The organism is Pseudomonas sp. VEM90 (assembly GCF_054611535.1).
In genome coordinates, this window is sequence record NZ_JBTRAR010000026.1 from 1 (window position 1) to 24125 (window position 24125).

Annotated in this window: 22 protein-coding genes and 1 pseudogene; 11 read left to right on the forward strand and 12 right to left on the reverse strand. The window is 62.7% G+C overall.

Features of this window, described 5'->3' with window-relative positions:
* Positions 1-615: 615 nt before the first annotated feature.
* Positions 616-1566 (reverse strand): LysR family transcriptional regulator, encoded by a 951-nt coding sequence (locus ACYCCG_RS21605; protein WP_459671721.1) that lies wholly within the window; start codon positions 1564-1566, stop codon positions 616-618.
* A 132-nt stretch (positions 1567-1698) separates the two neighbouring features.
* Between ACYCCG_RS21605 and ACYCCG_RS21610 the strand changes: the two genes are divergently transcribed.
* Both ACYCCG_RS21610 and mmsB read left to right on the forward strand, forming a co-directional pair.
* Positions 1699-3225, forward strand: a complete 1527-nt coding sequence (locus ACYCCG_RS21610) for a CoA-acylating methylmalonate-semialdehyde dehydrogenase (RefSeq protein WP_010955322.1) — start codon at positions 1699-1701, stop codon at positions 3223-3225.
* 10 nt (positions 3226-3235) lie between these two features.
* A complete protein-coding gene (mmsB, locus tag ACYCCG_RS21615) occupies positions 3236-4123 on the forward strand; it encodes a 3-hydroxyisobutyrate dehydrogenase (protein ID WP_176682502.1) in 888 nt (295 codons plus the stop codon).
* Between the two features lie 192 nt (positions 4124-4315).
* Here mmsB and ACYCCG_RS21620 read toward each other — a convergent pair whose 3' ends face one another.
* Both ACYCCG_RS21620 and ACYCCG_RS21625 read right to left on the reverse strand, forming a co-directional pair.
* Positions 4316-4660 (reverse strand): cupin domain-containing protein, encoded by a 345-nt coding sequence (locus tag ACYCCG_RS21620; protein WP_003251579.1) that lies wholly within the window; start codon positions 4658-4660, stop codon positions 4316-4318.
* Positions 4661-4801: 141 nt separating this feature from the next.
* Positions 4802-5683 (reverse strand): LysR family transcriptional regulator, encoded by an 882-nt coding sequence (locus tag ACYCCG_RS21625; protein WP_459671725.1) that lies wholly within the window; start codon positions 5681-5683, stop codon positions 4802-4804.
* A 78-nt stretch (positions 5684-5761) separates the two neighbouring features.
* Between ACYCCG_RS21625 and ACYCCG_RS21630 the strand changes: the two genes are divergently transcribed.
* On the forward strand, positions 5762-6526 hold the full coding sequence (locus ACYCCG_RS21630; RefSeq protein WP_209963472.1) for a sulfite exporter TauE/SafE family protein: 765 nt from the start codon (positions 5762-5764) through the stop codon (positions 6524-6526).
* Here the strand turns inward: ACYCCG_RS21630 and ACYCCG_RS21635 are convergent.
* The gene (locus tag ACYCCG_RS21635; RefSeq protein ID WP_176682505.1) at positions 6516-6830 is read right to left on the reverse strand and encodes a putative quinol monooxygenase; all 315 of its coding nucleotides are present in this window, start codon (positions 6828-6830) and stop codon (positions 6516-6518) included. The two genes, ACYCCG_RS21630 and ACYCCG_RS21635, sit on opposite strands and share 11 nt — an antisense overlap.
* Positions 6831-6993: 163 nt before the next feature.
* Between ACYCCG_RS21635 and ACYCCG_RS21640 the strand changes: the two genes are divergently transcribed.
* The 3 genes from ACYCCG_RS21640 to ggt all read left to right on the forward strand — a co-directional run bounded on the left by ACYCCG_RS21640 (position 6994) and on the right by ggt (position 10449).
* Positions 6994-7584, forward strand: coding sequence for an NADPH:quinone oxidoreductase MdaB (locus tag ACYCCG_RS21640; RefSeq protein ID WP_176682506.1), 591 nt, complete (start codon positions 6994-6996; stop codon positions 7582-7584).
* Between the two features lie 183 nt (positions 7585-7767).
* The gene (locus tag ACYCCG_RS21645; RefSeq protein ID WP_014592364.1) at positions 7768-8664 is read left to right on the forward strand and encodes a LysR family transcriptional regulator; all 897 of its coding nucleotides are present in this window, start codon (positions 7768-7770) and stop codon (positions 8662-8664) included.
* A 117-nt stretch (positions 8665-8781) separates the two neighbouring features.
* Entirely contained in the window at positions 8782-10449 is a 1668-nt protein-coding gene (gene ggt / locus ACYCCG_RS21650; protein WP_021784305.1) for a gamma-glutamyltransferase, read from the forward strand.
* Between the two features lie 87 nt (positions 10450-10536).
* Here the strand turns inward: ggt and ACYCCG_RS21655 are convergent, their stop codons facing one another.
* The 3 genes and pseudogenes from ACYCCG_RS21655 to ypfJ all read right to left on the reverse strand — a co-directional run bounded on the left by ACYCCG_RS21655 (position 10537) and on the right by ypfJ (position 13611).
* Positions 10537-11400: a methyl-accepting chemotaxis protein gene (locus ACYCCG_RS21655; protein WP_414814068.1), complete on the reverse strand. Its 864-nt coding sequence runs from the start codon at positions 11398-11400 to the stop codon at positions 10537-10539.
* Positions 11392-12456, reverse strand: a pseudogene (locus ACYCCG_RS21660) (methyl-accepting chemotaxis protein); the annotation flags it as partial. The pseudogene ACYCCG_RS21660 and the gene ACYCCG_RS21655, both read right to left, overlap by 9 nt.
* A 267-nt stretch (positions 12457-12723) precedes the next feature.
* Positions 12724-13611, reverse strand: a complete 888-nt coding sequence (gene ypfJ / locus ACYCCG_RS21665; protein WP_459671728.1) for a KPN_02809 family neutral zinc metallopeptidase — start codon at positions 13609-13611, stop codon at positions 12724-12726.
* A gap of 200 nt (positions 13612-13811) precedes the next feature.
* On the opposite strand from ypfJ, the gene pcaH reads away from it, so the two are divergent.
* Both pcaH and pcaG read left to right on the forward strand, forming a co-directional pair.
* The gene (gene pcaH, locus ACYCCG_RS21670) at positions 13812-14531 is read left to right on the forward strand and encodes a protocatechuate 3,4-dioxygenase subunit beta (RefSeq protein WP_009682255.1); all 720 of its coding nucleotides are present in this window, start codon (positions 13812-13814) and stop codon (positions 14529-14531) included.
* Positions 14532-14541: 10 nt separating this feature from the next.
* Positions 14542-15147 (forward strand): protocatechuate 3,4-dioxygenase subunit alpha, encoded by a 606-nt coding sequence (gene pcaG / locus ACYCCG_RS21675; protein WP_459671731.1) that lies wholly within the window; start codon positions 14542-14544, stop codon positions 15145-15147.
* Positions 15148-15284: 137 nt separating this feature from the next.
* Here the strand turns inward: pcaG and trmA are convergent, their stop codons facing one another.
* From trmA to ACYCCG_RS21690, 3 genes are all read right to left on the reverse strand, one after another.
* The gene (gene trmA / locus ACYCCG_RS21680; RefSeq protein WP_209963482.1) at positions 15285-16370 is read right to left on the reverse strand and encodes a tRNA (uridine(54)-C5)-methyltransferase TrmA; all 1086 of its coding nucleotides are present in this window, start codon (positions 16368-16370) and stop codon (positions 15285-15287) included.
* Complete coding sequence (locus ACYCCG_RS21685) at positions 16367-17662, reverse strand: NCS2 family permease (protein ID WP_176682511.1); 1296 nt, start codon at positions 17660-17662, stop codon at positions 16367-16369. The genes trmA and ACYCCG_RS21685 overlap by 4 nt, the downstream gene beginning before the upstream one ends.
* A gap of 229 nt (positions 17663-17891) precedes the next feature.
* On the reverse strand, positions 17892-19112 hold the full coding sequence (locus ACYCCG_RS21690; RefSeq protein ID WP_010955310.1) for an MFS transporter: 1221 nt from the start codon (positions 19110-19112) through the stop codon (positions 17892-17894).
* Between the two features lie 343 nt (positions 19113-19455).
* On the opposite strand from ACYCCG_RS21690, the gene ACYCCG_RS21695 reads away from it, so the two are divergent.
* From ACYCCG_RS21695 to ACYCCG_RS21705, 3 genes are read left to right on the forward strand one after another with little or no spacing between them, the layout of a single operon-like run.
* Positions 19456-20892, forward strand: coding sequence for a cytochrome ubiquinol oxidase subunit I (locus ACYCCG_RS21695; RefSeq protein WP_459671734.1), 1437 nt, complete (start codon positions 19456-19458; stop codon positions 20890-20892).
* A gap of 3 nt (positions 20893-20895) precedes the next feature.
* Positions 20896-21903, forward strand: coding sequence for a cytochrome d ubiquinol oxidase subunit II (gene cydB, locus ACYCCG_RS21700; RefSeq protein ID WP_003251612.1), 1008 nt, complete (start codon positions 20896-20898; stop codon positions 21901-21903).
* 9 nt (positions 21904-21912) lie between these two features.
* Positions 21913-22068 carry a DUF2474 domain-containing protein gene (locus ACYCCG_RS21705; protein ID WP_012274180.1) on the forward strand — a complete coding sequence of 52 codons (156 nt, stop codon included), beginning with the start codon at positions 21913-21915 and terminating at the stop codon, positions 22066-22068.
* Positions 22069-22173: 105 nt separating this feature from the next.
* Here the strand turns inward: ACYCCG_RS21705 and ACYCCG_RS21710 are convergent, their stop codons facing one another.
* Together ACYCCG_RS21710 and ACYCCG_RS21715 are read right to left on the reverse strand one after the other, a co-directional pair.
* Positions 22174-23298: a methyltransferase gene (locus ACYCCG_RS21710; protein ID WP_176682513.1), complete on the reverse strand. Its 1125-nt coding sequence runs from the start codon at positions 23296-23298 to the stop codon at positions 22174-22176.
* Positions 23299-23394: 96 nt separating this feature from the next.
* On the reverse strand, positions 23395-24102 hold the full coding sequence (locus ACYCCG_RS21715; RefSeq protein WP_459671736.1) for an autoinducer binding domain-containing protein: 708 nt from the start codon (positions 24100-24102) through the stop codon (positions 23395-23397).
* Positions 24103-24125: the final 23 nt, after the last annotated feature.

The following is a 24125-nucleotide window of genomic DNA, read 5'->3' on the forward strand; positions in this document are numbered from 1 at the left end:
GGCTTCGCCGGTGTTCGCGGGCAAGCCCGCTCCCACAGTATCTGTGCTTGTCTTTGGAAATGCGCAGGCCCATCAGTCACATATCCCCAGTGGGAGCGGGCGTGCCCGCGAAGCAGGCAACGCGGTGCCTGGCACCGGCTTCGCCGGTGTTCGCGGGCAAGCCCGCTCCCACAGTATCTGTGCTTGTCTTTGGAAATGCGCAGGCCCATCAGTCACATATCCTCAGTGGGAGCGGGCGTGCCCGCGAAGCAGGCAACGCGGTGTTTGGCACCGGCTTCGCCGGTGTTCGCGGGCAAGCCCGCTCCTACAGGATCTGTGCTTGTCTTTGGAAATGCGCAGGCCCATCAGTCACATATCCCCAGTGGGAGCGGGCGTGCCCGCGAAGCAGGCAACGCGGTTTCTGGCACCGGCTTCGCCGGTGTTCGCGGGCAAGCCCGCTCCCACAGTATCTGTGCTTGTCTTTGGAAATGCGCAGGCCCATCAGTCACATATCCCCAGTGGGAGCGGGCGTGCCCGCGAAGCAGGCAACGCGGTGTTTGGCACCGGCTTCGCCGGTGTTCGCGGGCAAGCCCGCTCCTACAGGGGCTGTGTTGCCTTCGGAAATGCGCAGGCCCATCAGTCCTGGGCAAAGCGTATCTTGCGGGTTTGCCCCATCAACAATGGCGCATTCGCCTCGGTCACCGACCGGATGTAATCCCACAGCAAGGTAATCCGCTTCAACTTGCGCAAATCCTCCCGGCAGTACATCCAGAATTGCCGCGTCACCTCGATCTCCTCCGGCAACACCGTGACCAATCGCGGGTCCTGCGCAGCGAGGAAGCACGGCAATATCGCCAGCCCACGCCCCTGCAGCGCTGCGGTGTACTGCGCGATCACGCTGGTACTGCGCAGATGCGCGCTGGCGTTGGGGATCAGGTTGGCCAGGTACAGCAGCTCGGAGCTGAACGCCAGGTCATCCACGTAACTGATGAACGGGTGTTTGGCCAAATCCCCCACCTGGCGGATCGGCGCGTGGCTGTCCAGGTAATCCTGGGTCGCGTACAGGCGCAAGCGGTAGTCGCACAGCTTGCAGCACACATAAGGCCCATGCTCGGGCCGCTCCAGCGCGATGACGATGTCCGCCTCACGCTTGGACAGGCTGATGAAGTGCGGCAGCGGCAGGATGTCCACCGAAATCGCCGGGTAGGCGTCGACGAAGTGGCTTAGCTGCGGCGTGATGAAGAAGCTGCCAAAGCCCTCGGTGCAGCCCATGCGCACATGGCCCGACAATGCCACCCCCGACCCGGACACCTGCTCGCAAGCCATGTGCAGCGTGCTCTCGATGGATTCGGCATATCCCAACAGGCGCTGGCCCTCGGCGGTCAGCACAAAGCCGTTGGTGCGCGACTTTTCGAACAGCAAGGTGCCCAGCGCGCCCTCCAGCGAGCTGATGCGTCGCGACACGGTGGTGTAGTCCACGCTCAGCCGCTTGGCAGCACTGCTGGCCTTGCGGGTGCGAGCCACTTCGAGGAAAAACTTCAAATCGTCCCAGTTGAGCGCGCTCAGGGATGTGAGGTCTTTTTGCATGATGATCCGGTTTTTTTGTGCGTTCTTGTTGGATGTTTGCACATCTATACTCGAAACAAGCCTCAGGACGCCACCTCGCGTTTGCCCGGCGCTGGCGATCTCGTCCCGACAACAATTCCAAGGAGAACGCAGATGAACGCACCGCAATCCCCTAACAGCACCAAGGTTGAGCAGGTCAAGCTGCTGATCGACGGCCAGTGGGTCGAGTCCAAAACCACCGAATGGCGTGACATCGTCAACCCGGCCACCCAAGAGGTGCTGGCGCGCGTACCGTTCGCCACCGTCGAGGAAGTCGACGCAGCCGTGGCCGCCGCGCAACGCGCATTCCAGACCTGGCGTAACACCCCGATCGGCGCCCGCATGCGCATCATGCTCAAGCTGCAGGCGCTGATCCGCGAACACACCAAACGCATTGCCCAGGTGCTCAGCGCCGAGCAGGGCAAGACCCTGGCCGACGCTGAAGGCGATATCTTCCGCGGCCTGGAAGTGGTCGAGCATGCTGCGTCCATTGGTACCCTGCAGATGGGCGAATTCGCCGAGAACGTCGCCGGCGGTGTCGATACCTACACCTTGCGCCAGCCGATCGGCGTATGCGCTGGCATCACCCCGTTCAACTTCCCGGCAATGATCCCGCTGTGGATGTTCCCCATGGCCATCGTCTGCGGCAACACCTTTGTGCTCAAACCGTCCGAGCAGGACCCGCTGTCGACCATGCTTCTGGTCGAGCTGGCGCTGGAAGCCGGCGTACCGGCCGGCGTGCTGAACGTGGTGCACGGCGGTAAGCAGGTGGTGGATGCCATTTGCACCCACCAGGACATCAAGGCGATTTCCTTCGTGGGCTCTACTGAAGTCGGCACGCACGTGTACAACCTCGGCAGCCAGCATGGCAAGCGTGTGCAGTCAATGATGGGCGCCAAGAACCACGCGGTGGTGTTGCCTGATGCCAACCGCACGCAAACCATCAATGCGCTGGTCGGTGCTGCATTCGGCGCGGCGGGCCAGCGCTGCATGGCTACCTCGGTGGCGGTGTTGGTGGGCAAGGCCCGCGAATGGTTGCCGGATATCAAGGAGGCTGCAAGCAAGCTGAAGGTCAATGCTGGCTGCGAGCCGGGCACCGACGTTGGCCCGGTGGTTTCCAAGCGTGCCAAGGAGCGTGTGCTGGGCCTGATCGAAAGCGGTATCAAGGAAGGCGCCAAGCTGGAACTCGACGGCCGTGACGTCAAGGTACCTGGCTATGAGCAAGGCAACTTCGTCGGCCCGACCCTGTTCTCGGGCGTGAAGACCGACATGCAGGTGTATACCCAGGAAATCTTCGGCCCGGTGCTGGTGACCCTGGAAGTCGACACGCTCGACGAGGCCATCGCCCTGGTCAACGCCAACCCGTTCGGCAACGGCACCGGCCTGTTCACCCAGAGCGGCGCGGCAGCACGCAAGTTCCAGAGCGAAATCGATATCGGCCAGGTCGGCATCAACATCCCGATCCCGGTACCCGTACCGTTCTTCAGCTTCACCGGCTCGCGTGGTTCCAAGCTCGGTGACCTCGGGCCGTACGGCAAGCAAGTGGTGCAGTTCTACACTCAGACCAAGACTGTCACTGCTCGCTGGTTCGATGACGACAGCGTCAACGACGGTGTGAACACCACCATTAGCCTGCGCTAAGGAGTACGTCATGCGTATCGCATTCATCGGCCTGGGCAACATGGGCGCGCCCATGGCCCGCAACCTGATCAAGGCCGGGCATCAGCTGAACCTGTTCGACCTGAACAAGGCCGTGCTGGCCGAACTGGCAGAACTGGGCGGGCAGATCAGCCCCTCGCCCAAGGACGCGGCAGCCAACAGCGAGCTGGTGATCACCATGCTGCCGGCCGCAGCCCATGTGCGTAGCGTGTACTTGAACGAGGACGGCGTATTGGCCGGCATTCGTCCTGGCACGCCGACCGTTGACTGCAGCACCATCGACCCGCAGACCGCACGTGATGTGTCCAGGGCTGCAGCGGCCAAGGGCGTGGACATGGGTGATGCACCGGTTTCCGGTGGCACTGGCGGCGCCGCGGCCGGCACCCTGACGTTCATGGTTGGCGCCAGTACCGAGTTGTTCGCCAGCCTCAAGCCGGTACTGGAGCAGATGGGCCGCAACATCGTGCACTGCGGGGAAGTCGGTACCGGCCAGATCGCCAAGATCTGCAACAACCTACTGTTAGGCATTTCGATGATCGGCGTGTCCGAGGCCATGGCCCTGGGTAACGCGCTGGGTATCGATACCAAGGTGCTGGCCGGCATCATCAACAGTTCGACCGGACGTTGCTGGAGCTCGGACACCTATAACCCGTGGCCGGGCATCATCGAAACCGCACCGGCATCGCGTGGCTACACCGGTGGCTTTGGCGCGGAGCTCATGCTCAAGGACCTGGGGCTGGCTACCGAAGCGGCACGCCAGGCACACCAACCGGTGATTCTCGGTGCCGTGGCCCAGCAGTTGTACCAGGCCATGAGCCTGCGAGGCGAAGGTGGCAAGGACTTCTCGGCCATCGTCGAGGGTTATCGCAAGAAGGAGTGATGCAAGAGGTGGATTTCATCGCGGGCCAGGCGGCCTTCCCTCTGTAACTGCGCACCAGAGGGAAGGGCGTCTGCTCCGCGATTTTTTTCGTCCACGCTTACAGGTATTGCGCGGCCGTGGTAGGAGCGGGTTCACCCGCGAATGCTACAGAAGCCTCACCGCCTCATTCGCAGGTAAACCCGCGCCTACAAGTCAGGCGAAGACGAAATACTTGCGTACAGTCTCGACCACTTCCCAGGTACCTTTCATGCCTGGCTCGATCACGAACACATCACCCGCTTTCAGGTGTTTCGGCTCTTCGCCTTCCGGGGTGATGATGCAGTAGCCATCGAGGAAGTGGCAGAACTCCCATTTATCGTAGTTGACCTCGAACTTGCCCGGGGTGCAGATCCAGGTGCCCATGATCTTGCTGCCGTCGGCCGACAGGTAGGCATTGAGGTTGACGGTATGCGGATCGCCGCCGATGCGCTTCCACTTGGTGGCGTCCACGACCGGCGTCGGGCAGGTTTCGCGCAGGACGGTGATGAAATCGGACATGGCACAACTCCTGGTGACTGGCTGAATGACTGGTCACCATAGGCCCAACGGCCGAGCCGCAGTTGCCTGGGCTCGACGTCCAGGTGTCTGGTCGCGCTATGGCAGGCGGTTTGCCTCGACAGTGGGGTGCGCCCCTGCGCGTCAGCCAGTAAAGGTGGCTACCAGTTCTGCGGCATAGCCTGGTAATGCCGCAAAATCCCGCGCGCACACCAGCAACCGGCGGTTGGCCCATGGCTCCTGCAGCGCCACCCAGTGCAACGGCAGCATGCCTTGCCAGCGCTGCACCGCTGCCAGCGGCACCACCCCGATTCCGGCCCCGCCCGCGACCATGCGGATCACCCCATCAAACCCCTCCGCACGCACCCGGACCTGCATGCGCTGCCCCTCGTGCAGCGCTTGCTCTTCCAGGTACAACCCCAATGCACTGCCGGCCCCCAGGCCGACATAGCCATGGGCCAGGCTGTCGACGAAGCTTGGCGCCAGCGCACTGGCCAGGGGGTGGCCCTGTGGCGTCACTAGCACCAGCGGGTCATCTCGAAACGGCTTGGTCTGCAGGTGCTCGCTGGGGGCGGCTGTGGACACGATGCCCAGGTCGGCCATGCCTTGGGTAATTGCCTGCACGATGCGCAAACTTGGCAGCTCTTGCACGTCCACGCTGACGCCCGGGTTTTCAGCCAGATAGCTGGCCAGCAGTTCGGGCAAGTATTCGGTCAGCGCTGCGGTGTTGCACAGCAGGCGCACTTGGCCTTGCTGCCCTTGCGCGTATTGGCCCAGGTCGAACTGCAGGCGTTCGACCTGCTGCGTTATCAGTCGTGCATGCTGCAACAGTGCCTGGCCAGCCGGCGTTGGTTGTACGCCACGGCGGTTACGTTCCAGCAAGGGAATGCCCAGCGATGCTTCCATGGCGCGGATGCGCGCACTGGCTGCCGGCAGCGACAGATGGCTGCGGCTGGCGCCGGCGGTGATGTTGCCGCACTCCAGGGTGTGCTGGAACAGCTTGAGGTCGGTCAGGTCGAAATGCATGTGGCTCTGTCCTGGCAAGAGGCTGGCTGAGTATATGGCAGATTCTCACGTTGCCCGGGGTGCGCCATCATCGGCCCCATGACTACCTTGCTCGCTTTCTACCAGAACATTGGCCCGGCACTGTCGTTGCTGGTTGTACTGACCTTCCTGCTGGCTGGCGCAGTGAAGGGGGTCATCGGTCTGGGCCTGCCGACCATTGCCATGGGCCTGTTGGGCCTGGCTATGTCGCCGGCGCAGGCTGCCGCATTGCTGATCGTGCCCTCGACGCTCACCAACCTGTGGCAGTTGGCCTGCGGCGGGCACCTGCGAGGGTTGTTGATCCGTCTGGGGCCGATGCTGGTACTGATCTTTGTCGGCACCTTGCTGGGCAGCGTGTGGCTGGGAATCAACAGTGGCCCCTGGGCTGCGCACGCGTTGGGGGGCGCCTTGCTGGTCTATGCGTTGTATGGGTTGGTCGGCCCGGGCTTGCAGGTGACCCCGGGACACGAGCGCTGGCTGGGACCGCTGTGCGGGCTGGTCACGGGTGTGGTCACGGCGTCGACCGGGGTGTTCGTGATGCCAGCGGTGCCTTACCTGCAGAGCCTGGGTTTGAACCGCGAGCAGATGATCCAGGCCCTGGGCTTGTCGTTTACGGTGTCGACCCTGGCCTTGGCCCTAGGCCTGGCCGGGCAGGATGCCTTGGGTGGCCAGGCGCTAGGAGCGTCGCTGCTGATGCTGGCGCCGGCCTTGCTCGGCATGCTGGCGGGGCAGTGGCTGCGTCAGCGGATCAGCGCGCTGCTGTTCAAGCGTTGTTTTTTCATCGGCCTGGCCGCACTCGGCGGCCACCTGCTGATCAACGGTTAGCGGACGAAGCGCTGAGCATGTCGACCCTCTGGATATCGAAATCGCGCTCCAGGTAATCCATGCGCTTTTCGAAGAAGGCGGCCATGTGCGGGAGGGCCGAGTGCACGTCCAGCGCGGCCTTGTCGGCCCACACTTCGAAGAACACAAACAGGCTCGGGTCCTGCTGGTCGCGCAGCATGTGGTACTCGATGCAGCCGGGTTCCTGGCGGCTTGGCTCGACGTAGGGACGGAACAGCTTTTCGAACGCATCAGCCATTTCCGGGCGGGTCTTGGCTTTGAGGATAAAGGCGAACGGCTCACTCATGGGGCGCTACTCGGTGATGGGTGGTGAGTCGATTCTACGGCAATAATGCATTACTCATTCGTGACTTCTGGTCAATTGTATTTTGCCCCGTCACCGCTGTATCCCGCCCCCGCGAGCCTCTAACCTGCCGGCATCAATTTTTGATTCGGCCGTGGAGGCCAGCATGAAAAAGATCCTTCTGCTCAACGGTGGTAAACAGTTCGCTCACTCCGAAGGCCGCCTCAACGCGACCTTGCACGACGCGGCCATCGCTCACCTGGACCGCGCCGGTTTCGATGTGCGCCAGACGTTCATCGATGGCGGTTACGATGCCCAGGAAGAGGTGGAGAAATTCCTCTGGGCCGATGTGGTGATCTATCAGATGCCCGGCTGGTGGATGGGGGCGCCGTGGACCGTGAAAAAGTACATCGACGAGGTGTTCACTGCCGGCCACGGCAGCCTGTATGCCAATGACGGTCGTACCCGATCGGACCACTCGCAGAAATACGGCAGCGGTGGTCTGGTGCACGGCAAGCAATACATGTTGTCGCTGACCTGGAACGCGCCGCAGCAGGCGTTCGATGACCCGAGCGATTTCTTTGAAGGCAAAGGGGTGGATGCCGTGTACTTCCCGTTCCACAAGGCCAACCAGTTCCTCGGCATGACCGGCCTGCCGACCTTCCTGGCTGTGGATGTGATGAAGCGCCCGGATGTGCCGGCGGCGTTGGCAGCTTATGAGGCTCATCTGGACAAGGTGTTTGGCAAGGCACAGTAATTTTATGCCTGTACGGGCCTATTCGCGGGCTTGCCCGCTCCCACAAGTACTGCAAAGTCCTTGAAACCTGCGTAATACCTGTGGGAGCGGGCAAGCCCGCGAATAGGCCCGTACAGGCGCCGCTGGACTTGGCTTAGACAAGCGGTTATCTAATCCTTGCACAGACCAACCACAGGCCCAGATGTGAAAACCCGATCCGAAGAACTCCAGGTATTCGTCGCCGTCATCGACTGCGGCTCGATTTCCGCTGCTGCCGAGCAGATGGGCCAGACCCCGTCTGCCGTCAGCCGCACCCTGTCGCGTCTGGAGGGCAAGCTGGGCACCACGCTGGTCAACCGCACCACCCGGCGCATGGACCTTACCGAAGAGGGGCGCTACTTTCTTGAGCGCTCGCGGCTGATCCTGCAGCAGATGGACGAGATGGAAGAGCGTCTGTCGATGAACCGCCAGACCCCGACCGGGCGATTGCGCATCAATGCTGCGGCGCCGTTCATGCTGCATGCCATCCTGCCGTGGATCGGCGAGTTCCGCCGCCAGTACCCGGGCATCGAACTGGAGCTCAACACTGACGACCTGATCATCGACCTGCTGGAGCAGAGCACCGATGTGGCGATCCGCATCGGTGAACTGGCCGACTCCAGCCTGCATGCGCGCAGCCTGGGTTGCAGCCCGGTGCAGGTGCTGGCCAGTCCGGCCTACCTGGAGCAGCACGGCACGCCACGGCAGGTCGAGGAGCTGGCCGACCACTGTCTGCTCGGCTTCAGCCAACCTGAGTCGCTCAATCACTGGCCGCTACGCCACGCTCAGGGCGATCGCTGGAGCATCCGCCCGGCGCTGGTCGCTTCCAGCGGCGAAACCCTGCGCCAGTTGGCGCTGGCCGGGGAGGGCATCGTCAGCCTGTCGCACTTCATGACCCACGAAGATATCCGCACAGGGCGCCTGCAGGTGCTGCTGAGCGAGGCCAACAATGGCTACCGTCAGCCGATCCATGCGGTGTATTACCGCAACACCCAGTTGGCGCTGCGCATCCAGTGCTTCCTGGATTTCATCCAGCGCAAGCTGGCCATGTACGCCTGCTGAGTTGCCTGAACACGACAAATTCTGTCCACAGGCGGCGAAACTTCCGACGGTTGATTGCACAGTCGAAGCGCTTCGGCCTTACTGACTGCTCGACAAAAACAACACCAAGGAAGTGTCATGCGCATTGTCCCTTTCCAGTACCTGGCTCTCGCAGCCGCGATCCTGAGCTGTTCCTCGGTTTACGCCGCCACGCTGGAGGGCGGCGCGGTGGCCGCCCCCGATCAATATGGTGCACAGGTGGCCGCCGATATTCTGAAAAAGGGCGGCAACGCGGTAGACGCGGCAGTGGCGACCGCCTTCACCCTGGCGGTGACTTACCCGGAGGCCGGTAACATCGGCGGTGGCGGCTTCATGACCCTGTTCGTCGATGGCAAGCCTTACTTCCTCGACTACCGCGAAGTCGCGCCCAAGGCCGCCACGCGCAACATGTACCTGGACGACAAGGGCGAGGTCATCGAGAACCTCAGCCTGGTCGGGGCACGTGCCGCAGGTGTACCTGGTACGGTAATGGGCCTGTGGGAGGCGCACCAGAAGTTCGGCAAGCTGCCCTGGAGCGAGTTGCTGACCCCGGCCATCGGCTATGCGAAAAACGGCTTCAAGGTGGCGGAAAAGCAGTACCAGTACCGCAACGATGCCCAGGGCATGTTCAAGACGGCGACCAACTTCAACGATTACTTCGGCAACATGAAGGTCGGCGAGCTGTTCAAGCAGCCGGAAATGGCCCAGACCCTGGAGCGCATAGCCGACAAGGGCGTGAGCGAGTTCTATCAAGGCAAGACCGCCGATTTACTGGTGGCGCAGATGCAGGCTGACAAAGGCCTGATTACCAAAGACGACCTTAAGGATTACAAGGCGGTATGGCGTGAACCGATGGCCGTGAGCTGGCGTGGCAATGTGGTGTATACCGCGCCGCCACCGAGCTCCGGCGGTGTGGCGCTGGCCCAGTTGCTGGGCATCAAGGAAGACCGCGCGGCCGACTTCAAAGGGGTGGCGCATAACTCGGCACAGTACATCCACCTGTTGGCCGAGATCGAGAAACGGGTGTTTGCCGACCGCGCCGACTACCTGGGCGACCCGGCCTTCACCAAGGTGCCGGTGGACCAGCTGGTGGCCAAGGATTACCTGGCCAAGCGCGCAGCCCAGGTCAACCCGAAGGCCATCTCCGAGACCGACAAGGTCAAGCCGGGCCTCGAACCGCACCAGACCACGCATTTTTCGATCATCGACAAGCAGGGCAACGCGGTCAGCAATACCTACACCCTCAACCTCGACTACGGCAGTGGGGTGGTGGTGAAGGGCGCCGGTTTCCTGCTCAACGACGAGATGGATGATTTCAGCGCCAAACCGGGGGCGGCGAACGCCTTTGGCGTGGTCGGCGGTGATGCCAACGCGATCGAACCGGGCAAGCGCATGCTGTCGTCGATGAGTCCCAGCCTGATGACCCGCGATGGCAAGGTCGAGCTGGTTATCGGTACCCCGGGTGGTTCACGGATCTTTACCTCGATCTTCCAGGTGATGAACAACCTGTACGACTACGGCATGCCGCTGGACAAGGCGGTGGCGGCGCAGCGCGTGCACCATCAGTTGCTGCCCAAGGACACCATCTACTTCGATAGCTATGCGCCGCTGACCGGTCCGGTAGCTGACGAGCTGAAGAAGATGGGCTATGTGCTGGAGGACCAGGGCTGGGAGATGGGTGACATCCAGGCGATTCGAGTCGATGGAGCGAAGCTTGAGACCGCTTCTGATCCACGTGGGCGTGGTGTGGGGATGATCGTCAAGTGATGCTGTGCAAGCCGTGCTGACGCATGCGCGGGTAAACCCCCTGCTACATCTGTAGGGGCGGGTTTACCCGCGAATCCGGGCGGTCGGTCAGACGCGGAACTGGCTGACCAATGTCTGCAACTGCCCACCCAACCGCGCCAGCTCCACACTCGACGCTGCCGTCTCGTCACTGGCTGCCGCGGTTTGCTCTGACACATCACGCACATTCAGGATGCTTCGGCTGATCTCTTCAGCCACCGCACTCTGCTGCTCTGCCGCCGCAGCAATCTGCTGGTTCATCGACTGGATGCTCGATACCGTACTGGTAATGCTCTCCAGCGATGACCCGGCCTTGCGCGCCAGTTCGACGCTGCTGTCGGTCAGGGTGCGGCTGCCCTGCATGGCACTCGCCACTTGCTGGGTGCCGTGCTGCAGGCTGGCAATCAGCTCTTCGATCTCTTCGGTAGACTTCTGTGTGCGCTGGGCCAGGCCGCGCACTTCGTCGGCAACCACAGCAAAGCCACGGCCCGCCTCGCCGGCGCGTGCCGCCTCGATCGCTGCATTGAGCGCCAGCAGGTTGGTCTGTTCGGCCACCGACTTGATCACGTCCATCACGCTTCCAATCTTCTGGCTTTCCTGCTGCAGCAGGTTCATGGCCTCGGTAGAGCGGTGCATGTCTTCGGCCAAGCGTTCGATCTGGCCAATCGCTTCGCCCACCACGCGGTCGCCGGCCCGGGCTTCGTCATCGGCACCGGTGGCTGCATGTGAGGCCTGCTCGGCATTGCGCGCCACTTCCTGAACGGTAGCGGCCATTTCGTGCATGGCGGTGGCCACCTGGTCGGTCTCGACTTTCTGGCTGTTGGCGCCGGCGCTGGTCTGTTCGGTGACTGCCGACAGCTCTTCGGCGGCGCTGGCGATCTGGGTGACGCCATCGCGGATGCCGCTGATCAGCTCGCGCAGGGTGGTGCCCATACGTGCGATGCCTTGCTGCAGTACGCCCAGTTCGTCGCGGCGGGTGACGCGCATATGCTGGGTAAGGTCGCCGCTGGCGATCTTTTCCACGGCCATCAGGGTGTCTTGCAAGGGGCGAGTGATCTGGCGGGTGATCAGCACCGCCGCCAGCACGCCGACCAGCAGCGCCAGCAGTGTAGCGATGGCCTGCAGGCTGCGGGCCTGGGTGCTCTCGATGTCACGGCGCTCTAACTGGATCTGGTACAGCGCGTCGCTGCGCTTGACGATGTCGGCGCCTTGCACGGTCATTTCGGCGCGCGAGGTGGTGATGTTGGCAACCGCGTCGCGGAACTGGCGCACGGCCTCACGATAGGCCAGTACCGCGTTTTCGAACTGTTGCAGGCGCGTGTCTTCGCTGGGCAGCTGGCGCTTGAGGTTGTCGGTATCGGCCAGTGCTGCATCCAGCTGGCGCAGGGCAGCCTGCTCGTTGGCGCTGCTGTTGTCGGCGATGTAGCCACGCACATCGATGCGTACCTGCAGCAATTGCTGGCGGGCCTTGCTGATCAGCTGGTACTGGGCCAGGCGCACGCTGTCAGCCTCGGGGCGAGCCATCACCTCCCGGCTGAGCGCATCCATGGCCTGGTCGGCGCGGATGGCCGAGCTGTCCATGGAAACGCGCGCCGCGCGGGTGGCGTCATAGCCCTGGCGCATCTTGTTCAGCGACACCTTGTAGGCGCTGATGGTTTCGCCCAGTTCACCCAACAGCTTGATGTTCTCCGGGCTTTTGAAGGTGGTGGCCAGGTAGGCCTGCTGCTTGCTGAATGCATCCAGCTTGGCCAGGGTGTTGGCGGCGGCGGTATCGTCGCCGTTGGCGATCATGTACTGCAGGCGCGCAATGCGCAGGTTGGTGAGGTCCTTGTTCAACTGGCCGATATCGCCCATCCAGTTGCTGCGGTCGATCAGGCTGCCCAGGCTGGTCCAGCCGGTGAGGGCCAGCAGGCCGGTGAGGACCAGCACCAGGCCGAAGCCCAGGCCGAGTTTGAGGTTGACGCTGATGTTGGCGAACCAGCTGTTCATGCACGCTCTCCAGAAGTTGATTTCGCTCTCTTGATCTTCGATCGCCAGGCGTTGTTGTTCTGGATGCCCGCTGATTCGTGCAGGGGTTATCGGCAATGGATAGGGAAGCTGAAACGCTTTTTCAGCAAAATATCAGCAAGCGGTCTCGCTCGGTCCCTGTGGGAGAGGGTTCACCCGCGAAGCAGGCGACGCCGTGAATGGCACCGGCTTTGCCGGTGTTCGCGGCTAACGCCCTACAAGGACCGCGTCTGCCTGTTGGACCGAGTATCAGAGGTTGCGCGCACTGAAGGTATCGCAGCGGTTCACTTCACCTTCGGCAAACCCGATCTTGAACCAACGCACCCGCTGCGCGGAAGTGCCATGGGTGAACGAGTCCGGCACCACGCGCCCGCGGCCTTGCTGCTGCAGGCGGTCGTCGCCAATGGCATTGGCTGCATTCAGCGCTTCCTCGACATCGCCTGGCTCCAGCCAGTTCAGGCGTTTCTGCGCCTGGTAGGCCCATACCCCGGCCAGGCAGTCGGCCTGCAACTCCTGGCGCACCAACAGGCCGTTGTCGCCCTCCATACGCTGGCCGCTGCGTCGTGCGGCATCGACCTTGGCCGAAACCCCCAGCAGTGTCTGCACATGGTGACCGATTTCGTGGGCGATCACGTAGGCCTGGGCGAAGTCGCCAGCTGCAGCGAAGCGGGTTTCCATTTCGCGGAAGAACGACATGTCCAGATACACCCGCTGGTCCGCCGGGCAATAGAACGGCCCGACCGCTGCCGAGGCAAAACCACAGGCCGAGTTGACCTGGCCGCTGAACAGCACCAGTTTGGGGTCGCGGTATTGCTTGCCGGCTTCGGCAAAGAGCGCTTTCCAGGTGTCCTCGGTGTCGCCCAGCACAGAGGCAACGAACTCGGCTTGCTGGTCGTTAGCCGGTGGCGCCTTGCCGCCCGCACCACTGGGCGCCGTCTGCTGTTGTTGCTGCTCCATCTGGCCGGCAAGCTGGCCAAGAATCTGCAACGGGTCCTGCCCGGTGAGCCAGCCGATGCCGACGATCAGCAGAATCGCCCCGAGGCCCAGCCCTTTGCCGCCGCCGAAACGCATGCCGCCGCCACCGCCACCTCTGGCATCGACCACGTTGTCGCTGCGTCGGCCTTTTCGCCATTCCATGAGTGCTCTCCCGAGCGTGAAACAAGAAGACAAAGATTAGTTCACGAAGGCGGTACGTGTCAGGCTGAGGTGTTGATACATAACCATTTGGTTATGTATCAAGTGGTCGATTTCAATATTCATCGCGTACCGCCTGCCGGAAACTGCAAGTCCGCCTGCCACGCCCAGGCGTTCTCACAATTCCAAGAGAGGAAACCGGCATGCCCGCCCAGGACAACAGCCGCTTCGTGATCCGTGATCGCAACTGGCACCCCAAAGCCCTTACGCCTGACTACAAGACCTCCGTTGCCCGCTCGCCGCGCCAGGCCCTGGTCAGCATTCCGCAGTCGATCAGCGAAACCACTGGTCCGGACTTTTCCCACCTGGGCTTCGGCGCCCACGACCATGATCTGCTGCTGAATTTCAATAACGGTGGCCTGCCAATCGGCGAGCGCATCATCGTCGCCGGTCGTGTCGTCGACCAGTACGGCAAGCCTGTGCCGAACACCTTGGTGGAGATGTGGCAGGCCAACGCCGGCGGCCGCTATCGCCACAAGAACGACCGCTATCTGGCGCCACTGGACCCGAACTTCGGCGGTGTTGGCCGGTGCCTGACCGACCGCGACGGCTACTACAGCTTCCGCACCATCAAGCCGGGCCCGTACCCATGGCGCAACGGCCCGAACGATTGGCGCCCGGCGCATATCCACTTCGCCATCAGCGGCCCGTCGATCGCCACCAAGCTGATCACCCAGTTGTATTTCGAAGGTGACCCGCTGATCCCGATGTGCCCGATCGTCAAGTCGATCGCCAACCCGCAAGCCGTGCAGCAGTTGATCGCCAAGCTCGACATGAGCAACGCCAACCCGATGGACTGCCTGGCCTACCGCTTCGACATCGTGCTGCGCGGCCAGCGCAAGACCCACTTCGAAAACTGCTGAGGACCCCGCCATGCCAATCGAACTGCTGCCGGAAACCCCTTCGCAGACTGCCGGCCCCTACGTGCACATCGGCCTGGCCCTGGAAGCCGCCGGCAACCCGACCCGCGACCAGGAAATCTGGAACTGCCTGGCCAAGCCAGACGCCCCGGGCGAGCACATTCTGCTGATCGGCCATGTATACGACGGGAACGGCCACCTGGTGCGCGATTCGTTCCTGGAAGTGTGGCAGGCCGACGCCAACGGTGAGTACCAGGATGCCTACAACCTGGAATACGCCTTCAACAGCTTTGGCCGCACGGCTACCACCTTCGATGCCGGTGAGTGGACGCTGCAAACGGTCAAGCCGGGTGTGGTGAACAACGCTGCTGGCGTGCCGATGGCACCGCACATCAACATCAGCCTGTTTGCTCGTGGGATCAATATCCACCTGCACACGCGCCTGTATTTCGATGATGAAGCCCAGGCCAATGCCAAGTGCCCGGTGCTCAACCTGATCGAGCAGCCGCAGCGGCGTGAAACCTTGATTGCCAAGCGTTGTGAAGTGGACGGGAAGACGGCATATCGCTTCGATATCCGTATTCAGGGGGAAGGGGAGACCGTCTTCTTCGACTTCTGAGGTGAAGCTTGGGGCCGCTTTGCGGCCCATTCGCGGGCAAGCCCGCTCCTACAACGATCTGCGTACACCGACGCCGATCAATGTGGGAGCGGGCTTGCCCGCGAATGGGCTGCAAAGCAGCCCCGGCAATACAACGATCAGCGCCGAACCAGCAGAACCCCACTTTCCATATGGTGGGTATACGGGAACTGGTCAAACAATGCACAGCGCTCGATGCGGTGGGTATCCTGCAACTGGGCAATGTTCGCTGCCAGTGTTTCCGGGTTGCACGAGATGTACAGGATGCGTTCGAAACGACGGGTCAGCTCGCAGGTATCCGGGTCCATCCCCGCACGCGGTGGGTCGACGAACACGGTACCGAACTGATAACTCTTCAGGTCGATGCCTTCCAGGCGACGGAACGGCCGCACCTCATTGAGTGCCTGGGTCAGTTCCTCTGCCGACAAACGTACCAGCCGCACGTTATCCACAGCGTTCTCGTCGAGGTTGCTCAGTGCAGCATTGACCGACGTCTTGCTGATTTCGGTGGCCAGCACCTGGCGTACACGCGTGGCCAGCGGCAGGGTGAAGTTGCCGTTGCCGCAATACAGCTCCAGCAGGTCATCCTCACGCTCGCCAATGGCCTCGAAGGCCCAGCTGAGCATCTTCTGGTTCACTGCGCCGTTGGGCTGGGTGAACGCCCCCTCAGGCTGGCGATAGCTGAACACGCGGCCAGCCACGTCGAGCTTTTCCACCGCGTAGTCGCGTCCGATAACCAGGCGCTTGCCCTTGGAACGGCCAATGACGCTCACGCCCAGCGCTTCCGCCAGTTGCCGTGCCTCCACTTCCCAGGCCTCGTCCAGCGGGCGGTGATAACACATCGTGATCATTGCATCGCCAGCCAGGGTGGTGAGGAACTCCACCTGGAACAGGCGGTTGCTCAGTTCTTCGCTGGCTTGCCAGGCCGCCTTCAGGCGCGGCATCAGTGCGTTGATGCGCTGGCTGGCAATGGGGAAATCGTCGATCAGGATTGCCTTGTGCTTCTCGCCCGGGGCGAACATGGCGTAGTGGCGCTGGCCATCCTCGCGCCACAGGCGGAACTCGGCGCGCAGGCGGTAATGCTCGCGCGGTGAGTCGAAAACAGTCGGCTCCGGCGCGCCGAACGGCGCCAGCAGCTCGCGCAGCCGGGCCACTTTGGCATCCAGCTGGGGGGCGTAGGAGGAGGGGTCGAAAGCAGCACTCATGCGTTGAACCAGCCTAGCTTGATGACGAACAGGATGGAAAGGATCACCAGCGCCGGGTTCAGGTCGCGGTGGCGGCCCGAAATCAGCTTGACGGCGGTCCAGGCGATGAAGCCGAAGGCGATGCCGTTGGCGATCGAGTAGGTCAGCGGCATGGCCAGGGCAGTCACGACAACCGGCGCGGCTTCGGTCACGTCGTCCCAGTTTATTTCTGCCAGGCCCGAGGCCATCAGCACGGCGACGAACAGCAACGCCGGGGCCGTGGCGAAGGCCGGTACGCTACCGGCCAGCGGAGCGAAGAACAGCGCCAGCAGGAACAGCACGGCAACCACGATGGCAGTCAGGCCGGTACGGCCACCGGCGCTCACACCTGCAGCAGATTCGATGTAGCTGGTGGTGGTCGAGGTACCCAGCAGCGAACCGGCCATGGCAGCGGTGCTGTCGGCGATCAGGGCCCGGCCCATCTTCGGCATGTGGCCGTCCTTGCCCATCAGGCCCGCGCGCTTGGCCACGGCGATCAGGGTGCCGGAGTTGTCGAACAGGTCGACGAACAGGAACGCGAAGATCACGCTGACAAGGCCCACATCGAGGGCGCCGGCGATGTCCAGCTGCAGGAAGGTGGGTGCCAGCGACGGTGGCATCGACACGATCCCGCCGAACGGCGTGACGCCCATGGCGATCGACGCGACGGTGACGGCCAGGATGCCGATCAATACCGCGCCGCGCACCTTCAGCGACTCAAGGCCGACGATCAGGAAGAAGCCCAGCGTGGCGAGAATCACCGAAGGCTGCTTGAGGTCGCCCATGCCCACCAAAGTGGCTGGGTTATCGACGACGATGCCGGCGTTATTCAGGGCGATCAATGCCAGGAACAGGCCGATACCGGCGGCAATCGCCGAACGCAGCGGCAGCGGAATGCTGTTCACGATCCACTCGCGGATGCGGAAGATCGACAGCAGGAAGAACATCACCGCCGACAGGAACACGGCACCCAATGCCACCTGCCAGGTGTGGCCCATGTGCAGCACTACGGTGTAGGTGAAGAACGCGTTCAGGCCCATGCCCGGTGCCAGGGCGATCGGGTAGTTGGCAATCAGGCCCATGGTGGCGGAGCCGATGGCCGCTGCCAGGCAGGTGGCGACGAAGATCGCGCCCTTGTCCATGCCGGTCTCGCCGAGGATGCTCGGGTTGACGAACAGGATGTAGGCCATGGCCAGGAAGGTGGTGACGCCCGCGAGAATCTCGGTGCGCACGTTGGTGTTGTGTGCTCTTAGTTGAAACAGCCTTTCCAGCATTCCCGCTCCCCAAGGCGCCCCCGGCGCCATGAATGTATCGACCCCATCAGCAAAGCACAGACCGTACCGGATGCCGTGGTTTTGTGTGGGGAGGAAAAAAGCCGCGCATCATACCAGCATGCATGGCGGGGGCCTATGGCCGTTGGGGAATGGGTTTTTCTGGCTCTTCGCGGGTAAGGTCCCCTGTAGGCGCGGGCTTGCCCGCGAAGAGTCCGGCACAGGTAACCCATCACCCGTTATGCAACCGATCCCGCTTGGCCAGGGTAGGGAACAGTTTTATCCACACCCCGGTCACCACCAAGGTGCCCACCCCACCCAGCACCACCGCCGGCACTGTACCAAACCAGTGCGCGGTCACCCCCGATTCGAACTCACCGAGCTGGTTCGAGGCACCGATGAACAAGCCGTTCACTGCGCTCACCCGCCCACGCATTTCATCCGGTGTCTCCAGCTGCACGAACGAACTGCGAATGACCATGCTGATCATGTCTGCCGCACCCAGTACCACCAGTACCGCCAGCGAGAACCAGAACGAGGTCGACAGGCCGAAGGCGATGGTCGCCACGCCGAACACGCCGACCGCAGTGAACATCGTCCGCCCGACGTTGCGCTGGAACGGGAAGCGCGCCAGCCAGAGCGACATCAGCAACGCCCCCACCGCTGGCGCCGAGCGCAACAGGCCAAGTCCCATCGGGCCGGTCAGCAGGATGTCCTTGGCAAATACCGGCAGCAACGCGGTGGCCCCGCCCAGCAATACTGCGAACAGGTCCAGCGAGATGGCGCCGAGGATGTCGGGCCGGCTGCGAATGAAGCGGATGCCAGCCAGCAGCGATTCGATGCTGGCGCGCCCGCGCTGGGCGACCTGGCCACGCGCCTGCAGGCTCAGGGTCAGCACGCAGGCAATGGCGTACAGGGCCACCGTCGGGCCATACACCCACATGCTGCCAAAGGCATACAGGAAACCGCCCACCGCCGGCGCCACGATGGTCGCCGACTGGGTGGCCGAGGCCGACGCCGCCACTGCCCGCGGGAACAGCCCGGCCGGTACCACATTGGGCAACAGCGCCTGGGTTGCCGGCATTTCGAATGAGCGGCTGGCGCCGAGCAGGAAGGCCAGGGCAAAGATCAGTTCGCGGGTGACGTTGTCGGTAGCGCTGCCCACCGCCAGTGCCAGGGCAATCAGCCCCTGAAGGCTCTGGCACAGGGCGGCGACCTTGCGCCTGTCATAGCGGTCGGCGACATGGCCGGTGTGCAGCATGAACAGCACCCGTGGGGCGAACTCGACCAGGCCGACCAGGCCCAGGTCCAGTACGTTGCCGGTCAATTGGTAGAGGTGCCAGCCGATGGCCACGGTGAGCATCTGGAAGCCGCTGGCGGTGAACACACGGGCCAGCCAGAAGGCCAGAAAAGGACGATGGTGACGCAACAACTGCGGTGCGGAATCGGACATCGGAAATCAGTGGCCTCGGCGCAGTAGAGGGGCGCGCAGCGTATCACCTGTTTGTAACAAGCAGTTACTGTTTGCTCAGGTCGGCACTTTTCTACTGTTTATTAAAGAGGGTGAGGCAACAGGTCACGCGGCAATCCACCACACGCCCCATCGGGCCATTCGGGACTATGCTTCCAAGCATTCATTGATCTGGGTCAATCGTTCCAGATCAATGAATTGGCCGTCTGGCCGGAATCCCTGCGATCGAACAGAACAATTCCAACACGCCGTACTCGACCCAGTGGGGGCAGTGGGCGACTGGGGCCACAAGCCCGGACGCCGGATTATCTGAAGAGGAAGCACCATGTTCGGAATAGAGGCCTTAGAGCTCGCCCGAATGCAGTTTGCCTTTACCGTGTCATTCCACATCCTGTTCCCGGCCATCACCATTGGCCTGGCGAGCTACCTGGCAGTCCTTGAAGGCCTCTGGCTGCGGACCCACAACCAGGTTTACCGTGACCTCTATCACTTCTGGTCGAAGATCTTCGCCGTCAACTTCGGCATGGGCGTGGTCTCCGGCCTGGTCATGGCCTACCAGTTCGGCACCAACTGGAGCCGCTTCTCCGACTTTGCCGGCGCCGTCACCGGCCCGCTGCTCACCTACGAAGTACTGACTGCGTTCTTCCTCGAGGCCGGCTTCCTGGGCGTCATGCTGTTTGGCTGGAATCGCGTCGGCCGTGGTCTGCACTTCTTCTCCACGGTGATGGTAGCGCTCGGTACGCTGGTTTCGACCTTCTGGATTCTCGCCTCGAACAGCTGGATGCAAACCCCGCAAGGTCACGAGATCATCGATGGTCGGGTGGTGCCGGTGGACTGGTTTGCGGTGGTGTTCAACCCCTCGTTCCCCTACCGCCTGATGCACATGGCCACTGCCGCGTTCGTTTCCACCGCGTTCTTCGTCGGTGCCTCGGCGGCCTGGCACCTGCTGCGCGGGCGTGACAACCCGGCCGTACGCAAGATGCTGTCGATGGCCATGTGGATGGCACTGATCGTCGCCCCGATTCAGGCAGTGATCGGTGATTTCCACGGCCTCAATACCCTCAAGCACCAGCCGGTGAAAATTGCCGCGATCGAAGGCCACTGGGAGAACGTGCCCGGTGAGCCGACTCCGCTGATCCTGTTTGGCATTCCCGACATGGAGGCCGAGACTACCCGGTTCAAGATCGAGATCCCGGCGCTCGGCAGCCTGATCCTGACCCATAGCCTGGACAAGCAGGTGCCGGCGATGAAGGAGTTTCCGCCCGAGGACCGGCCTAACTCGACCATCGTATTCTGGTCGTTCCGGATCATGGTCGGGCTTGGTTTCCTGATGATCTTCGTCGGCCTGTGGAGCCTGTGGTTGCGCAAACGCGGCACGCTGTACAGTTCGCGACCGTTCTTGTATGTGGCGCTGTGGATGGGCCCATCCGGGCTGGTCGCGCTACTGGCCGGTTGGTTCACCACCGAAATTGGCCGCCAGCCTTGGGTGGTGTACGGCCTGATGCGCACGGCGGACGGTGTTTCCAACCACAGTTACGCCCAGCTCGGCTTCACCCTTGTGGCGTTCGTGGTGGTGTACTTCGCCCTGTTTGGCACCGGCCTTGGCTACATGATGCGCCTGGTGCGCAAAGGGCCGCAGACCGGCGAGGGTGACGAGCACACACCGGGAGGCCCAGGCCAGAAACGCACGCCGGCACGGCCTTTGTCCGCCGCCGATGATGGCCGCGAGGCCACCTCTGCCAGCTTGAACAAGGGGAACTGAACCATGGGTATCGACCTTCCACTGATCTGGGCCGTGATCATCATCTTCGGCGTCATGATGTACGTGGTGATGGACGGATTCGACCTGGGGATCGGCATGCTCTTCCCCTTCGTCAAGGGCGAGCAGGACCGTGATGTAATGATGAACACTGTCGCGCCGGTATGGGACGGCAACGAAACCTGGTTGATCCTGGGCGGTGCCGGACTGTTCGGGGCCTTCCCGATGGCCTATGCCGTGGTCCTCGAGGCCCTGTACCTGCCCCTGATCCTGATGCTGATCGGCCTGATCTTCCGGGGCGTGGCCTTCGAGTTCCGCTTCAAGGCCAAGGCTGACAAGCGGCATATCTGGGACAAGGCTTTCATCTGGGGTTCGCTGATTGCCACCTTCTTCCAGGGCGTGGCGTTGGGTGCGTTCCTGGAAGGCTTCAAGGTGGTCGACCGGCATTTCGCCGGTGGCACCCTGGACTGGCTGACCCCGTTCAGCCTGTTCTGCGGGCTGGGGTTGATCGTGGCCTACACCCTGCTGGGTTGTACCTGGCTGATCATGAAGACTGAAGGGCCGCTGCAACAGAAGATGCACGACATGGCCCGGCCGCTGGCGCTGGTGCTGCTGGTGGTGATCGGTATCGTCAGCCTGTGGACCCCAATCGCCTACCCGCAGATTGCCGACCGCTGGTTCAGCATGCCCAACCTGATCTGGTTCATGCCGGTACCGCTGCTGGTGCTGGTGACGTTCTACGGGTTGCTCAAAGCGGTGGCGCGCAACGCGCACTACACGCCGTTCCTGCTCACGCTGGTATTGATCTTCCTTGGCTACAGCGGCTTGGGAATCAGCCTGTGGCCTAACATCATCCCGCCGTCGATCTCGATCTGGGATGCCGCAGCGCCACCGCAAAGCCAGGGCTTCATGCTGGTGGGTACCCTGTTCATCCTGCCGTTTATCCTCATGTATACCTTCTGGAGCTACTACGTGTTCCGCGGCAAGGTGACCCACGAAGACGGCTATCACTAGGAGGGCCGCATGATGACTGGCAAGCATGGCTTGGAAGACAAGAAACCGCTGTGGCAGCGACTGGGTTGGCTGTTGCTGATCTGGGCGATGAGCGTCGCGGCGCTGGGTGTGGCGGCCTGGGTGATGCGGCTGTTCATGGGGGCGGCGGGCCTGACCACACATTGATAAAGAGCGGCAGCGGGCTTGCCCGCGAAGCAGGCAACGCGCTAGATGGCACCGGCGTTGCCGGTGTTCGCGGGCAAGCCCGCTCCTACGGGGGCGGTGGCGCGCTTACTTGCGGGCTTTCAGAATGACGAACTTGGGCGTAGCCGCCACCTGCTCAACGCCGCGGAACAACCGCGCCAGCTTGCTGTGATAGCCCAGGTGCCGGTTACCCACGATGTACAGCGCCCCACCTACCACCAGCGCTTCACGCGCCTGCTGGAACATGCGCCAGGCCAGGAAATCACCTACTACCTGCTGTTGGTGGAACGGCGGGTTGCACAGCACCACGTCCAGCGACTGCTTCTCCAGCCCGGCCAGGCCATCGGCCGCGACGAAGGTCGCCGGGCGCTCGCCCAACGCTGCCTGCCAGTTCTCCTGCGCCGATTGCACCGCCATGTACGACTCGTCGACCAGGGTGTACTCGGCCTCCGGGTTGGCCAGGGCGCTGGCAATCGCGAGTACGCCGTTACCGCAGCCCAGGTCTGCCACCCGCGCACGGCCGAGGTCGCGTGGCAGATGCGGGAGGAACGCCCGGGTACCGATATCCAGGCCTTCACGGCAGAACACGTTGGCGTGGTTGATCAATTCCAGTGCCGGCACGTCGAGGCGGTAGCCGCTAGGGTAGGGGGACTTGGCGAGCGGCCGCTCGGCAACCGTTGCAGTCAGCAAGCGGGCTTTTTTCTGTGCCAGCGAAGCCTGTACGGGGCCGATGTACTTCTCCATCAGGTCGCCGGCCGCCCGTGGCAGGTGCTTGATCATCGCCCCGGCAATCACCTGCGCACCGGGGGCCAGCTGGCCTTGCAGGCGGATCAGTTGTTCTTCGAGCAGGGCCAGGGTCTTGGGTACACGCACCAGCACCCGATCAAACGGGCCTTGCCAGTGCTCGCTGGCCGGTACGAACGGCACACTGTCGAATGGCAGGCCATTGCGCGCCAGGTTCTTTTCCAGGGCCAGATGCCCCAGGTGCGAGTCACCGCTGCTGACCACCTGCAGCTGGCCCGCCAGGCTGGCTGCCAGGGCACCGAAGCTGTCATTGAGCACCAGTACCCGGCAATTGGCGTCAGGTGCCTGATCGTGTAGCTGCGCAAGCAGGTACTCGTCGGCGGCATCGAAAGCCTGCAACGGGTCGTTGGCCTGCTCCGGCTGGCGGATCAGGTCGAGTTCGGCGTAGGGGGTGGTCAACAGGGGCATGGCGTCTGGCTCGGGTACGAAACTGCCCGTTGCGGTTCGCCCCGGGCTTTGCCGGGCGATTCTACAGGGCTTTGCCCAAGGCCGCAGGCTTGGAGGTCAGATCCAGCCACGCAAGGCGGCAATGGCGATGGCTCCGGCCTTGTTGGCTGCATTGGTCTTGGTGATCACGCTGCGGATATGGAAGTTGACCGTGCTTTGCGACAGGGAGAGGATGCAGGCTACATCGGCAGCGGTCTTGCCGGCGGCAGACCATTTCAGCACTTCCAGTTCACGCTCGCTCATTTTCGGTTGGGGTGGGCACAGTGCGTTCAGGTGATGCTCGCCCAGTACCGCGTGAAGGGTGTGGCACAGCCACTGCACACTACCGGCTTTGTCGTACAGCTCGAACACATCGATGTGGTCGTTTGGTCGAGCGACACTGATCTGGCTTTCGTTGTGCTGCAGATCGTGAAGCGACTGTGTCCAGCCGTGGCGCAAGCCATGCTGGCAGGCCATTTCGCGAAATTGCGGGGCTTCCTTGTACAGTTCATCGGTCCACAGCACCGGCGTCGTCGAGCTGTGGCTGAGGTTCGCCGCCGGGTCCTGCTTGTAGAAGTCGTCGCGCTGGTAGCGCTCGATCCACTCACTTGGGTAGTTGCTGTAGAGGTACAGCCTTGGCGTTTGCGTAGCGATCTGAATACGGATGTTCAGCCCAAGGTAATCCATGCCCAGGCCCTGAGCCAGGTGGACTGCGATGTCGAACAGCTTCTGCGGGCTCCGTTCGCTGACGAATGCATGAAGATGTTCAGGTTTCCATTGATACATCTGAGGCACTCCTTGGAGGCGCG

Excerpts from the sequence above, each read along its gene's own strand:
- trmA (WP_209963482.1), bottom strand. The coding sequence starts at position 16,370 with ATGAGTGCTGCTTTCGACCCCTCCTCCTACGCCCCCCAGCTGGATGCC.
- ACYCCG_RS21635 (WP_176682505.1), bottom strand. The coding sequence starts at position 6,830 with ATGAGTGAGCCGTTCGCCTTTATCCTCAAAGCCAAGACCCGCCCGGAA.
- ACYCCG_RS21655 (WP_414814068.1), bottom strand. The coding sequence starts at position 11,400 with ATGGGCACCACCCTGCGCGAGCTGATCAGCGGCATCCGCGATGGCGTC.
- ACYCCG_RS21690 (WP_010955310.1), bottom strand. The coding sequence starts at position 19,112 with ATGTCCGATTCCGCACCGCAGTTGTTGCGTCACCATCGTCCTTTTCTG.
- mmsB (WP_176682502.1), top strand. The coding sequence starts at position 3,236 with ATGCGTATCGCATTCATCGGCCTGGGCAACATGGGCGCGCCCATGGCC.
- ACYCCG_RS21605 (WP_459671721.1), bottom strand. The coding sequence starts at position 1,566 with ATGCAAAAAGACCTCACATCCCTGAGCGCGCTCAACTGGGACGATTTG.
- pcaH (WP_009682255.1), top strand. The coding sequence starts at position 13,812 with ATGCCCGCCCAGGACAACAGCCGCTTCGTGATCCGTGATCGCAACTGG.
- ACYCCG_RS21685 (WP_176682511.1), bottom strand. The coding sequence starts at position 17,662 with ATGCTGGAAAGGCTGTTTCAACTAAGAGCACACAACACCAACGTGCGC.
- ACYCCG_RS21715 (WP_459671736.1), bottom strand. The coding sequence starts at position 24,102 with ATGTATCAATGGAAACCTGAACATCTTCATGCATTCGTCAGCGAACGG.
- ACYCCG_RS21625 (WP_459671725.1), bottom strand. The coding sequence starts at position 5,683 with ATGCATTTCGACCTGACCGACCTCAAGCTGTTCCAGCACACCCTGGAG.
- ACYCCG_RS21630 (WP_209963472.1), top strand. The coding sequence starts at position 5,762 with ATGACTACCTTGCTCGCTTTCTACCAGAACATTGGCCCGGCACTGTCG.
- cydB (WP_003251612.1), top strand. The coding sequence starts at position 20,896 with ATGGGTATCGACCTTCCACTGATCTGGGCCGTGATCATCATCTTCGGC.
- ypfJ (WP_459671728.1), bottom strand. The coding sequence starts at position 13,611 with ATGGAATGGCGAAAAGGCCGACGCAGCGACAACGTGGTCGATGCCAGA.
- pcaG (WP_459671731.1), top strand. The coding sequence starts at position 14,542 with ATGCCAATCGAACTGCTGCCGGAAACCCCTTCGCAGACTGCCGGCCCC.
- ACYCCG_RS21705 (WP_012274180.1), top strand. The coding sequence starts at position 21,913 with ATGATGACTGGCAAGCATGGCTTGGAAGACAAGAAACCGCTGTGGCAG.
- ggt (WP_021784305.1), top strand. The coding sequence starts at position 8,782 with ATGCGCATTGTCCCTTTCCAGTACCTGGCTCTCGCAGCCGCGATCCTG.
- ACYCCG_RS21695 (WP_459671734.1), top strand. The coding sequence starts at position 19,456 with ATGTTCGGAATAGAGGCCTTAGAGCTCGCCCGAATGCAGTTTGCCTTT.
- ACYCCG_RS21710 (WP_176682513.1), bottom strand. The coding sequence starts at position 23,298 with ATGCCCCTGTTGACCACCCCCTACGCCGAACTCGACCTGATCCGCCAG.
- ACYCCG_RS21610 (WP_010955322.1), top strand. The coding sequence starts at position 1,699 with ATGAACGCACCGCAATCCCCTAACAGCACCAAGGTTGAGCAGGTCAAG.
- ACYCCG_RS21620 (WP_003251579.1), bottom strand. The coding sequence starts at position 4,660 with ATGTCCGATTTCATCACCGTCCTGCGCGAAACCTGCCCGACGCCGGTC.
- ACYCCG_RS21640 (WP_176682506.1), top strand. The coding sequence starts at position 6,994 with ATGAAAAAGATCCTTCTGCTCAACGGTGGTAAACAGTTCGCTCACTCC.